Raw genomic sequence first — 12,956 nt, forward strand, 5'->3', positions numbered from 1 at the left:
TGAAGTAGAAGTATAGAAAAGACAAACAACTCAGTTTGTCTTTTTTCGTGTACTATAATACAATTATAGTAGCAAACTAACGTTCGTTATGTAAGTGAAAGGTGGGGTTACATGTCACTTCGATTTGTGATTGGTAGAGCGGGAAGTGGAAAAAGTACACTTTGTTTACGCGAAGTGCAAGAAGAGTTAAAACAGCGCCCGAGAGGGAAAACAATATTATATCTTGTGCCAGAACAGATGACATTCCAGACGCAGCAGGCGTTAATTGGAAGTGAGGATGTAAGAGGTTCTATTCGGGCACAAGTTTTTAGTTTTTCACGATTAGCGTGGAAGGTGCTGCAAGAAGTTGGCGGAGCAAGTCGTCTTCATATTGATGAAGCTGGTGTACATATGTTACTCCGTAAAATTGTAGAGTCTCGTAAAGATGGATTATCGGTGTTCCAAAAAGCAGCGGAGCAAAACGGTTTCTTTGAACATCTTGGCAGTATGATTGCAGAGTTTAAACGTTACAATGTAACGCCATCTAACGTATATGAAATGTGGCAACAATTAGATGCGCATAGTAGCAGTGCCGAACAAAAGTTACTAGCGAATAAAGTGTATGATTTACAGTTACTATATGATGATTTTGAGCGTGCTTTAATTGGAAAATACTTAGATTCAGAAGACTACCTGCAATTGCTAGTGGAAAAGCTTCCGCAGTCTGAATATGTAAATGGTGCGGAAATTTATATAGATGGATTTCATTCATTCTCCCCGCAAGAGTTAGAGATTTTAAGGCAGCTTATGATTTGTGGAGCGAGAGTGACGATCACGTTAACGATAGATGAAAAAACGTTAGCGCAGCCAGTAAATGAACTCGATTTATTTTATGAAACGACGTTAACGTATGAAAAAATAAAACAAGTAGCGCGTGAAGAGAAAATAGAAATTGAAAAAACAATTCCACTTATAGAACAGCCGCGTTTTCATTCTCCGGCATTAGCGCATTTAGAAGCTCATTATGAAGCGCGTCCGAATGAGAAATTTAACGGTGAAGCGAGTGTAACGATTAGTACAGCTGCGAATTTACGAGCGGAGGTAGAAGGTGTTGCTCGTGAAATTCGTAAACTTGTCGCGGATGAAAAATATCGTTATCGAGATATTGCAGTGCTTCTTCGTAATGGGGAAAGTTATTACGATGTGATGCGAACGTTATTTACAGATTATAATATCCCGCACTTCATCGATGAAAAACGCCCGATGTCACACCACCCATTAGTAGAATGTATTCGTTCTGCACTCGAGATTATTAGTGGGAATTGGCGTTATGATGCGGTGTTCCGTTGCGTGAAAACAGAGCTTTTATATCCATTAGACATAAGAAAAGAAGCGATGCGTGAAGAAATGGATGAATTTGAAAATTACTGTTTAGCGTACGGTGTACAAGGAAAGAGATGGACTGCTGAAGATCCATGGATGTATCGCCGTTATCGTTCTCTTGATGATACGAACGGGATGATTACAGACAGTGAACGTGAAATGGAAGAGAAAATAAATAGGCTACGTGACGTTGTAAGAACACCTGTTATTCGCATGCAAAAAAGGTTAAAGCGTGCAGGGACAGTTATGCAAATGTGTGAAGCAGTTTACTTGTTTTTAGAAGAACTGGATGTTCCGAAGAAACTAGAAGAATTACGTATACGTGCAGAAGAAAGTGGAGATTTCTTATTTGCGACAGATCATGAACAAGTATGGGAAGAAGTAATGAGCCTTCTTGATACATTTGTAGAGATGCTTGGGGAAGAGAAAATGTCTCTTTCTATGTTTACTGACGTTATGTCGACAGGTCTTGAGGCACTTCAATTTGCTAACATTCCGCCGTCATTAGACCAAGTGTTAATTGCTAATATTGATCACTCCAGGTTATCTGACGTGAAAGCAACGTTTATTATAGGTGTAAATGAGGGTGTCATTCCAGCAGCACCTATGGACGAAGGGATGCTTTCTGATGAGGAAAGAGAAGTTCTTGGTGCGGCAGGGATTGAATTAGCGCCAACGACAAGACAAACTTTGTTAGAAGAACAGTTCGTTATGTATCAAATGGTAACGAGAGCGTCTGAGAAGTTATACATTTCATGCCCGCTTGCAGATGAAGAAGGAAAGACGTTACTTGCGTCTAGCTTTATTAAGAAAATAAAAAGAATGTTCCCTAATGTGAAAGATTCATTTATTACGAATGACGTAAACGATTTATCACGTTCAGAACAAATTTCATATGTAGCAACGCCAGAAGTAACGTTATCTTACGTTATGCAGCAACTACAAACGTGGAAGCGATACGGATTTGAAGGGAATTTAGACTTTTGGTGGGACGTATATAATTTCTACGTAACTTCAGATGAATGGAAACAAAAAAGTAGCCGCGTCTTATCAAGTTTATTCTATCGAAATCGTGCGCAGAAACTAAGTACAGCAGTAAGTAGAGATTTATACGGAGATACAATTAAAGGAAGCGTCTCTCGTATGGAACTATTTAACCGTTGTGCATATGCTCATTTTGCGCAGCACGGTTTATCGCTTAGAGAGCGTGATATTTTCAAGCTTGATGCGCCAGACATAGGCGAATTATTCCATGCGGCATTAAAGAAAATTGCGGACAAGTTATTGCGTGAAAACCGCACTTGGGCGGATTTATCCATAAAAGAGTGTGAACATCTTTCTGTTTTAGTAATAGAAGAAATCGCACCGTTATTACAACGACAAATTTTATTAAGTTCAAACCGTCATTTCTATTTAAAACAAAAACTACAACAAATCATTTTCCGTACGTCAATCATTCTTCGTGAACATGCGAAGTCGAGCGGATTCGTACCAGTTGATTTAGAGGTGCCGTTCGGTATGGGTGGTACAGGATCGCTTCCGCCGATGGAATTCTCATTACCAAATGGTGTGAAGATGGAAGTTGTCGGCCGTATTGACCGTGTTGATAAGGCAGAAGATGAAAACGGGACGTTCTTACGTATTATTGATTATAAATCAAGTTCAAAAGCGTTAGATTTAACGGAAGTGTATTACGGATTAGCACTTCAAATGTTAACGTATTTAGACGTTGTTACTTCAAATGCACAGACGTGGATGAAAAAAGGCCACGCAGCATCACCAGCTGGTGTACTGTACTTCCATATTCATAACCCAATTGTTGAGATGAAAGGTGACGCATCTGAAGCTGAGATTGAAAAGGAAATATTAAAGAAATTTAAAATGAAAGGACTCGTACTAGGAGATGCTGACGTTGTTCGTTTAATGGATAACAAACTTTCAACAGGAAGTTCAGATATTATTTCTGCTGGCCTGAAAAAAGACGGTAGCTTTAGTGCGCGTTCAAGTATTGCAAGCGAGCAAGAGTTTAACGTACTACAGAAATATGTACACCATACGTTTGAAAATATCGGAAAAGACATTACAGAAGGTGTTATTGATATTGCTCCTTATAAAATGGGAAATAAAGCAGCATGTACGTTCTGTAACTTTAAATCTGTTTGTCAGTTTGATGAGTCACTTGAAGATAATCAGTTCCGATCGTTAAAAGATATGAAAGATAGTGAAGCGATGGAGAAAATAAGAGAGGAGGTTGGCGGAGAATGATAGAAAATTGGCCTAAAAAACCAGAAGGTAGTCAATGGACGGATGACCAGTGGAAAGCTGTTGTAGCGAACGGACGTGATATTTTAGTTGCGGCTGCAGCTGGGTCAGGTAAAACAGCAGTATTAGTTGAACGTATTATCAAGAAGATTATTAATGAAGAAAATCCAGTCGATGTCGACCGCCTGCTCGTTGTAACCTTTACGAATGCAGCAGCGCAAGAGATGAAAAACCGAATTGGGGAAGCGTTAGAAAAGGTATTAATTGATGAACCAGGATCTCAGCACGTAAGAAAGCAGCTGAGCCTATTAAATAAAGCTTCCATTTCAACAATTCATTCATTTTGTTTACAAGTCATTAGAGGATATTACTACATGCTTGATGTTGATCCTCGTTTCCGTATCGCGAATCAAACAGAAAATGAATTGTTAAAAGAAGAAGTGCTAGATGACATATTAGAAGAAGAGTACGGAATCGAAGATAATACAATCTTCTTTGAACTTGTTGATCGTTATACGAGTGACCGTAGTGATGATGACTTACAACGTATGATTTTAGCGCTTCATACAGAGTCAAGAGCGCATCCAAATCCGGGAAAATGGCTTGATAAATTAGTAGAAGCATATGACGTAGAAGGAAAGACTATTGAAGATTTAGTATATGCTTCTTACTTATTAGAAGATGTGAAATTCCAGCTTGAAACAGCGGAACAGCATATTCGTAAGGCAACTGAACTCGCAATGCTTCCTGACGGTCCTGCTCCTCGCGTTGAAACCCTGCAAGCAGATGTAGCTTTACTTGGAACGCTATCATCAGCTGCTCGTGAGTCGTGGACAAGATTGTATGAAGCGATGCAAAACGTATCGTGGCAAACATTAAAGCGTATTAAGAAAAGTGATTACAATGAAGATGTTGTAAAACAAGTAGACTCTCTTCGTAATAAAGCGAAAGATGAAGTAAAGAAATTACAAGAAGAGTTATTTAGCCGCAAACCTGAAAGTTTCTTACGAGATTTTCAAGATATGCACCCTGTATTAGAAAAGCTTGTTCAACTTGTAAAAGTATTTACAGAGCGTTTCCAAGCGATGAAGCGAGATAAAGGAATGGTCGATTTCACAGATTTAGAGCATTTCTGTTTACAAATTTTAAGTGAACAAAGTGAAAATGGTGAAATGAATCCTTCAGCAGTAGCGCTTCAATATCGTAATAAATTTGCTGAAGTGTTAGTCGATGAATATCAAGATACGAACTTTGTACAGGAATCCATTATTAAATTCGTAACGAAAGATTCTGAGAGTGAAGGAAACTTGTTCATGGTTGGTGATGTAAAGCAGTCGATTTATCGTTTCCGACTAGCCGAACCAGGACTATTCCTAGGAAAGTATAAACGCTTCACACAAGAAGGGTCGGGCGGCGGAATGAAGATTGACTTAGCGAAAAACTTCCGTAGTCGTCATGAAGTACTAGCAGGTACGAACTTTATTTTCAAACAAATTATGGGCGAAGAAGTTGGGGAGATTGACTACGATGCTGATGCTGAATTAAAGCTAGGTGCTAGCTATCCAGAAGGTGAAGATGTAGCGGCAGAGCTATTATGTATTCAGCAAACGGAAGAAGAAGTAATGGATGGAGAAGAAGGTGCAGAAGTCGAAAAAGCACAGCTAGAAGCTCGTCTTATGGCGCAGCGTATTAAAGCGATGGTTGATTCAGGTTATGAAGTGTATGATCGTAAAAATGATAGTATGCGCCCTGTACAATACCGTGATTTCGTTATTTTACTCCGCTCGATGCCGTGGGCGCCGCAAATTATGGAAGAGTTAAAATTGCAAGGAATTCCAGTATATGCTGACCTTGCGACTGGTTATTTTGAAGCGACAGAAGTAAATATTATGATGAACGTATTCCGCGTTATTGATAATCCGATGCAAGATATTCCGCTTGCAGCTGTACTTCGTTCACCGATTGTGGGACTAAATGATGAAGACCTTGCGACGCTTCGTGCTCATGGGAAGAAAGGGTCATTTTATGAAGTAATGAGCTCGTTCTTAAAAGGAGCACCGCTTGAAGAAGAGCAAGAACTTCATGATAAATTAGAGTGGTTTTATAATTTACTGCAAGGGTGGCGTGAATTTGCACGTCAACAATCACTTTCTGATTTAATTTGGAAAGTGTACGGTGAGACAGGTTATTACGACTTCGTTGGCGGTTTACCAGCAGGAAAGCAAAGACAGGCAAACTTACGCGTACTATATGACCGTGCAAGACAATATGAAGCAACATCATTTAGAGGGTTATTCCGCTTCTTGCGTTTTATTGAACGTATTTTAGAACGCGGTGATGATATGGGTACGGCGAGAGCCCTCGGTGAACAAGAAGACGTTGTTCGCATTATGACGATTCATAAAAGTAAAGGGCTAGAGTTCCCGGTCGTATTTGTAGCTGGACTCGGTCGTCGTTTTAATACACAAGACTTAATGAAGCGTTTCTTACTGCATAAAGATTTCGGTTTCGGTTCACAATTTATCGATCCGCGTAAACGAATTAAATATACGACATTATCGCAACTTGCAATTAAACGCAAAATGAAAATGGAATTAATCGCGGAAGAAATGCGTGTATTATATGTAGCGTTAACGCGTGCGAAAGAGAAGTTAATTTTAATCGGAACAGTTAAGGATGCAAATAAGGAAATGGAAAAATGGCTTGATGCGAGGGAACATAATGAATGGTTATTACCAGATCACATACGTGCCGGAGCGTCTTGTTATTTAGACTGGATTGCACCTTCATTATATAGACATCGTGATAGTGAAATGCTTCTTGAATTAGGACAAGGAAGTATTCCAAGTGAAATTTACGGGTATGACACTAGCTGGAAAGTAGAAGTTGTGGACGGTAATACGCTACTTGCACCAGAGCCAGTTCAAGAAGAGAAACAAGAATTGTTAGAAGCGCTTCGTGAGAAAAAGGCTGTTCCATTAGAAAGTGAACGGAAAGAAGAAGTGTATAACAGATTAATGTGGAAGTACGGATATGAGGATGCGACATCTCATCGTGCGAAGCAGTCTGTTACAGAAATAAAGAGAAATTATCAATCTGAAGAAGGTAGCGATAACGCCTTTATTAAAAAACTACGTGCACCAATTAAAACACGCCCGCGCTTTATGGAGAAAAAAGGGTTAACGTACGCAGAGCGTGGAACAGCAGTCCATGCCGTTATGCAGCATGTTGATTTGAAGAAGCCGATTACGGTTGAAGTTCTTCAAGAGCAAATTGCTGGAATGGTAAATAAGGAATTATTAACATTCGAGCAGGCGGAAGAAATAGCGATTGAAAAAGTAATTTCATTCTTTGACAGTGACTTAGGTAAAAGGGTATTAGCGGCAAAAAGTGTAGAGCGCGAAGTACCATTTACGATGATGCTTGCAGCAAAAGAAGCATATCAAGATTGGCAAGGGAAGAGTGAAGAAACGATTCTTGTCCAAGGGGTTATCGACTGCATGATTGAAGAGGAAGATGGCATTACGTTAATCGACTTCAAAACAGATACGATTGAAGGGAAATTCCCAGGCGGATTCGAACAAGCAAAACCAATTTTAGAAGATCGATATAAAGTGCAACTTTCGTTATATGCAAAAGCACTGGAGAAAAGCTTACAACATCCTGTGAAAGAGAAATGTTTATACTTCTTTGATGGGAATCACGTTGTAAATATTGAAGGATAGACAACAGAAAGGGGCTATAAAAAAATGACAACGTTAAGAACTTGTGAACAGGGACACGAGTACTATAAAAGTAGCGATTGTCCAACTTGCCCAACCTGTGAGAAAGAGAGAAAACCAAAAGAAGGTTTTCTCTCTCTTCTTTCAGCGCCAGCAAGAAGGGCATTAGAACACCGTGGAATTCAAACTGTAGAAGAACTCTCAAAATATAGTGAAAAAGAAATTTTAAAACTGCATGGTATGGGACCTGCGTCTTTGCCGAAGCTTAGACATGCTTTGGAGGAGAGCGGATTATCATTTAAATAAAATGAAATAGTGCCTCTTCACTACTTACTTGTTTATACTACTATTTGTGAACAGTAAAGCTCTTGATTATTAAAATTTCATTTTAATAATTTGAATTAGATAAAAGAAAAAAGTAGGAGAATATCTCCTACTTTTTTTACGCTGTTCCAATCTGATCTTGATCCGCCACATCAGAATCAAACGTATTTGTTGCACTAACACCGCTAAAAGTATTCACAACAAACCCAACATTGGAAGCTCCAGATCCGTTATAGGCTTTCGTGTTTTCTTTCGGAGACACGTTATAAAAATCTCCTAAGTTGAAAGAGCCGTTACTGTTTTGAACGACGAGATTTCCTACAACCGAAGGCATACCATCCACCTACTTTACTAAGCTTTTTAATTACTATATGAATTATTGTGCGGAAGGTTCATCCGTAATATATTGGCGGATTTGCATAATACGAGAGTTATTAAAAACATAATCAACATTTCCAATTTGAAAGCAACCAGAATTTAAAAGTGTCCGCAATTCAACATTATTAACTTCAATAAAAGGGCATTCATTTACAATGTTTAATTTTACATCTGTCGTTCGTTTTGGAATTGTAATGTGTTCATCTGTAAAGATTTCAAAAGCATCAAAGCGACCTTCTCCCCTTATATAACAAGGAATTTCACGGTGGACGGCAAGAGCTCTACTTTTTAATTCCATTTGGTTTGCATCTCCAACTTGAAATACGGCAGTAATCCCTAAAGAAATAATAGAAACATTTTGGACAATGGACACATGATGCAACATAATTTCTCAGTCTCCTTATTAACCTGGAGTAGGAGGGACATCTGTTACTAATGGTACAAATGGTCCCTCTGTAACAGTTTCGAATGGTGTATCGAGAATAGAAGATAGAATGAGGAGATTGGCATCTCCAATTAAAAAGAGTGCGGACGACGATACACCGTTCATTTTAATCTGTCCGACTTTTAACTCACGGTTTACAACGTTAAGGTTCATACATACTTACTCCTTTCGGAAATTTCCCGGTATGTGCTGAATAAAGGAGAGAAAGGCTTTGTCAATATCTTGTTTCATTGCCTGAATAATGATATCTCGTAAATAATCTGGATCTGTTGAAATACCTTCATATGATTGAACTTGTGATAAATAATAAGGGAGGCGATGCTCCATCTGTTTTTTTATGTCATCCACCATCATTTGTCGATACATTTCATCAAGCGGTGTTCTCTCTTCTTGTTCAAAATGTAGAATACGATTATATGCTTCTTCATCTAAGTATCGATGCATTTCTTGGAGGATACCTTGATAAAAGTCTGGGTTTGTTTCGGTTTCAGGATTTACCTTCAATGTTTCTGTATCCACTTGAAAATCTTCAATTTGTTGTCCTTTTGCTGAAAATGGATTTAAGCCAATATTTAAAGTACCATTTAAATTTTCGACTTTTAATTGATCGAATTTGTATTCCACTTTTCCTACAGAAGAGGAGGGGCGATTTTTTAATTCGTTAAGCTCTTCTTGGAGTTGGCGTACTTGATCTTCTAAATTCAGGATGGCTGCTTGTTGTGTTTGAAGAGCTTGTTGAAGTTGGTGTAAGTAAGTATATATATCTTGATTCATTTGTGAAACCTCCTTTTCAATAGGGAGGGTAAAAATATTCCTGCTATATATTTATGACAAGGATGTCTTAAGAAGAACTAGTTGATGGTTTGATAGAAATAATTTGTCCTTTTGCCTGTAATGGGCGAAGTGGCTCCGTAAATCCGCCCGTATTTGAAAATTTAGATAGGGCTTTAATACTTCCAGCAGTACCAATTTGGAATACAGAAGAGGTTGTGATGCTATCAATTTTAATACTGTTGATGATGATACTTTGGTTTACATACAAATTCAATGCAATCGCCTCCTTTAAGTTGAGCCAATTATCGCTTGATCGATTACATCTGAATCGTTGACAGTCGTTGCACTTTGATAATTGTAGACAGAAACGTTATCTCCAACGTTGAAAGAGCCGGCCCCGGCGAAAGCGCGTGAGTAACTAATAGGCCTAATCGCAAATACATCTCCGATATGAAAAATACCACTTGATCCAATATTGACGATGCGGATATGTCCGACCATAGCTGGCATACAAAACACCTTTCGTTTTTTAAATTTTCTTTTCTACTATTGTATGGGCGTTTCTAATAAAATGTGTGTTTTTTTGAAATAAAAGAAACACACGCGTTATTGCGCGTGTGTGTTGAACGTTTGAGTAGGGTGGAAATCCGTATGTACATGACAAATTACATTTAAGAGCCTGTCCAGTTCTTGGCTACAATCCACTGTTCTTTGAGAAGTCATTCCGTAGCGTTCAGCAAAATAGATCATTTTTTCACGTTTTTTTTCAATAGCTTGCTCAAACATTGAAATCGGCTCCATCTCTAAATGAAATTTTTAGTATATATGTAGTACATATTATACAAAAAATTCATAAAAAAGAAATGCCTTCGCTAAAAAAAGTAAAATTTCTACATTTTATGCTAAATAATGAATAAGTAACGAATAAGGTGCGAGAAGAATATTGTAAAAATTAGCGTGCATGAGAAGGTTTTTTTCTTGCGGATGCGAATACAATTAAAGGGCATGAGTTTTAGGATGGAGAGTGGAAATATTGCGTTTTGTAACGGCGAAGAAAGAAGAAAAGGTATTTGTAGGTATTGTGGATGAAGAAGAAGAAAAGGTATTACACTTAAGAGAAGCGCAAAGACAAAAAGGGGAAAAGGTTACAATCCCTATTACAATGTTAGAGTGTATTGAAAGAGGGACTGAATGCTTTGAGAAAGTATGTGAAATTGTAAATTGGGCAAAAGAGAACGGGGAAGCGGCGTATTATCCGTTAACAGAGGTGAAAATATTAGCGCCGATTCCAAGGCCAAGAAAGAATATTTTGTGCGTTGGAAAAAACTATCGTGAGCATGCGGTAGAAATGGGCGGAGTAGAGTCTATTCCAGAAAATATAATGATCTTTACGAAAGCACCAACAACAGTTATTGGCATAAATGAGCAAATTAATGGTCATCCTCACGCAACGGACGAACTAGATTACGAAGGAGAACTAGCTATCATTATTGGTAAGCGAGGGAAGCAAATTAAAAAAGAAAAAGCGCTTGAGCATGTTTTTGGTTATACGATTATAAATGATGTAACAGCTCGAGACATTCAAAGAAAACATAAACAGTTTTTCCTTGGGAAAAGCTTCGATACATTTTGCCCGATGGGACCGTATTTAATTCATAAATCGGTGGTTAATGCGCCGAATGAATTACACATTGAAACGGTAGTAAATGGAGAAGTAAGGCAAACTTCCAACACAAATAAAATGATTTTTTCGATAGAAGAAATTATTTCAACGATAAGCAAAGGAATGACTTTAGAACCAGGCGATATTATCGCAACAGGAACCCCGGCTGGTGTCGGAAAAGGTTTTACACCACCGAAGTTTTTACATGCTGGTGATGAAGTGGTCATTACAGTAGAAGGAATTGGTACTTTGCGAAATGTAGTGAAATAAAGAAAAGAGCTATCTTGTATAAAGATAGCTCTTTTCTATGGTCTCGGATTATAGAGGTAATCGATAACGGCAAAAGTGTAAAGACCAATGAATGCAAGTGTACAAATGCCAAATAATATAACCGCAAGTGCGCTTTTTTCTCGTCCAAAACCAATGATAGTAAGAATAACAGCAGTCCAAAATGATGCTTTCAGTAGTGTGAATGTAGTAGGAGTTGAGTAATGAAGCCATGTTGTGGAAAGTAGGAAGCTAAAGAATGTAACTAAAATAAAAGATGTAGCTAAATAGTTAATCTGTTTACCATATCTTAATAGCATATCGCACCTCCTTTATAATTCAAAAATACAGAAAATTACAATTTCATCTTAATATAAATGAATATAAAAAGAAAGAGGTTGTCCCAACATGTTGGACAACCTCTCTATTATTACGATAATACAGCTTTAATTTTTTGGAATGCCCACTCTAAATCTTCTTCAGAGATTACTAGAGGTGGTGCGATACGAATTACGTTTTCGTGTGTTTCTTTACATAGTAGCCCAGCTGCTTTTAGTTGTTCACAGTAAGGACGAGCTGGCTCGTTTAATTCGATACCGATGAATAAACCTTTACCGCGAACTTCAGTGATCATTGGGTTATCAATTTCTTTTAATTGCCCAACTAATTTTTCTCCTAATTGAAGAGAACGCTCTGTTAATTTTTCTTCTTCTAACACTTCAAGGGCTGCGATAGACACAGCACATGCAAGTGGGTTACCACCGAATGTAGAACCGTGAGAACCTGGCTCAAATACACCTAAAATGTCGCGGTTTGCTGCAACGCAAGAAATCGGGAACACACCGCCACCAAGTGCTTTACCAAGTATGTACATGTCAGGAGTTACATCGTCCCAGTCACAAGCGAATACTTTACCAGTACGGCCTAAGCCTGTTTGAATTTCATCTGCTACGAATAAAACGTTTTCTTTTTTACATACTTCAAGAGCTTCTTTTAAGTAACCAGCTGGTGGGATATTAATTCCTGCTTCACCTTGAATTGGCTCTAAAATGAATGCTGCTGTGTTTGGTGTAATTGCGGCTTTTAATGCTTCTAAATCACCGTAAGGAATTACAACGATGCCAGGAAGCATTGGACCGAATCCACGCTTGTACTCTTCGTTTGAAGACATAGAAACAGAACCCATTGTACGTCCGTGGAAGTTATCTTCACAAACGATGATTTCAGCACGGTTTGCTTCTACTTTCTTCACATCATAAGCCCAGCGACGAACTGTTTTAATTGCAGTTTCAACAGCTTCAGCACCTGTGTTCATTGGAAGTACCATTTCTTTATTAGTTAGTTTCGCAACTTTTTCGTACCAAGGACCTAATTGATCGCTATGGAAAGCACGAGAAGTTAACGTAACACGATTAGCTTGGTCAATTAAAGCGTTAATAATTTTCGGGTGACGATGACCTTGGTTTACTGCAGAATATGCACTTAATAAGTCCATATAGCGGTTTCCTTCAGGATCTTCTACCCAAACACCTTCTGCTTTAGAAATAACGATTGGAAGTGGGTGATAGTTATTTGCTCCGTATGTGTCTGTAAGTTCGATAATATCCTTAGTTTGAATCATGATTGTTCCCCCTTTTGTTATTACAAGAAGTTTGTAAATACTCTAAATATTATAGCATTTAAATGTAAAAAAGCGAAACATTTCCTGAAAATAAATGAACATGTTATCATATAGAGTGAAAAAGTGTGAAAAGAGGAG

At 38.2% G+C, this 12,956-nt stretch carries 13 protein-coding genes; 4 read left to right on the plus strand and 9 right to left on the minus strand.

The window, feature by feature from the left end; genetic code table 11:
• Window positions 1–111: 111 nt before the first annotated feature.
• Genes addB through AC241_RS05795 form a run of 3 tightly spaced genes read left to right on the plus strand, consistent with a single transcriptional unit; the run spans window position 112 to window position 7,652 of the window.
• Complete coding sequence (addB, locus tag AC241_RS05785; protein ID WP_043936620.1) at window positions 112–3,627, plus strand: helicase-exonuclease AddAB subunit AddB; 3,516 nt, start codon at window positions 112–114, stop codon at window positions 3,625–3,627.
• On the plus strand, window positions 3,624–7,349 hold the full coding sequence (gene addA / locus AC241_RS05790; protein WP_029442119.1) for a helicase-exonuclease AddAB subunit AddA: 3,726 nt from the start codon (window positions 3,624–3,626) through the stop codon (window positions 7,347–7,349). Before addB ends, addA begins: the two co-directional genes overlap by 4 nt.
• A 24-nt stretch (window positions 7,350–7,373) precedes the next feature.
• A complete protein-coding gene (locus AC241_RS05795) occupies window positions 7,374–7,652 on the plus strand; it encodes an RNA polymerase alpha subunit C-terminal domain-containing protein (RefSeq protein WP_016082500.1) in 279 nt (92 codons plus the stop codon).
• Window positions 7,653–7,788: 136 nt separating this feature from the next.
• On the opposite strand, the gene gerPF is transcribed toward AC241_RS05795, so the two are convergent.
• The 7 genes from gerPF to AC241_RS05830 all read right to left on the minus strand — a co-directional run bounded on the left by gerPF (window position 7,789) and on the right by AC241_RS05830 (window position 10,053).
• Window positions 7,789–8,004, minus strand: a complete 216-nt coding sequence (gerPF, locus tag AC241_RS05800; protein ID WP_001141570.1) for a spore germination protein GerPF — start codon at window positions 8,002–8,004, stop codon at window positions 7,789–7,791.
• Window positions 8,005–8,046: 42 nt separating this feature from the next.
• The gene (locus AC241_RS05805) at window positions 8,047–8,433 is read right to left on the minus strand and encodes a spore germination protein GerPE (RefSeq protein ID WP_016082499.1); all 387 of its coding nucleotides are present in this window, start codon (window positions 8,431–8,433) and stop codon (window positions 8,047–8,049) included.
• A gap of 18 nt (window positions 8,434–8,451) precedes the next feature.
• Window positions 8,452–8,646, minus strand: a complete 195-nt coding sequence (gene gerPD / locus AC241_RS05810) for a spore germination protein GerPD (RefSeq protein ID WP_001052807.1) — start codon at window positions 8,644–8,646, stop codon at window positions 8,452–8,454.
• A 6-nt stretch (window positions 8,647–8,652) separates the two neighbouring features.
• Window positions 8,653–9,267: a spore germination protein GerPC gene (gerPC, locus tag AC241_RS05815; protein WP_001070761.1), complete on the minus strand. Its 615-nt coding sequence runs from the start codon at window positions 9,265–9,267 to the stop codon at window positions 8,653–8,655.
• A 67-nt stretch (window positions 9,268–9,334) separates the two neighbouring features.
• Complete coding sequence (gerPB, locus tag AC241_RS05820) at window positions 9,335–9,541, minus strand: spore germination protein GerPB (RefSeq protein ID WP_001055456.1); 207 nt, start codon at window positions 9,539–9,541, stop codon at window positions 9,335–9,337.
• A gap of 14 nt (window positions 9,542–9,555) precedes the next feature.
• Entirely contained in the window at window positions 9,556–9,777 is a 222-nt protein-coding gene (gerPA, locus tag AC241_RS05825; RefSeq protein WP_001111187.1) for a spore germination protein GerPA, read from the minus strand.
• 96 nt (window positions 9,778–9,873) lie between these two features.
• The gene (locus AC241_RS05830) at window positions 9,874–10,053 is read right to left on the minus strand and encodes an aspartyl-phosphate phosphatase Spo0E family protein (protein WP_016082498.1); all 180 of its coding nucleotides are present in this window, start codon (window positions 10,051–10,053) and stop codon (window positions 9,874–9,876) included.
• Between the two features lie 247 nt (window positions 10,054–10,300).
• Between AC241_RS05830 and AC241_RS05835 the strand changes: the two genes are divergently transcribed.
• A complete protein-coding gene (locus AC241_RS05835; protein WP_029442121.1) occupies window positions 10,301–11,200 on the plus strand; it encodes a fumarylacetoacetate hydrolase family protein in 900 nt (299 codons plus the stop codon).
• Between the two features lie 35 nt (window positions 11,201–11,235).
• Here the strand turns inward: AC241_RS05835 and AC241_RS05840 are convergent, their stop codons facing one another.
• The gene (locus tag AC241_RS05840; protein ID WP_029442122.1) at window positions 11,236–11,517 is read right to left on the minus strand and encodes a hypothetical protein; all 282 of its coding nucleotides are present in this window, start codon (window positions 11,515–11,517) and stop codon (window positions 11,236–11,238) included.
• Window positions 11,518–11,627: 110 nt separating this feature from the next.
• Window positions 11,628–12,818 carry an ornithine aminotransferase gene (gene rocD, locus AC241_RS05845; RefSeq protein ID WP_000616660.1) on the minus strand — a complete coding sequence of 397 codons (1,191 nt, stop codon included), beginning with the start codon at window positions 12,816–12,818 and terminating at the stop codon, window positions 11,628–11,630.
• Between the last annotated feature and the right edge of the window lie 138 nt (window positions 12,819–12,956).

The sequence above is a fragment of the Bacillus thuringiensis genome (assembly GCF_001182785.1).
Lineage (GTDB): Bacteria > Bacillota > Bacilli > Bacillales > Bacillaceae_G > Bacillus_A > Bacillus_A thuringiensis_S.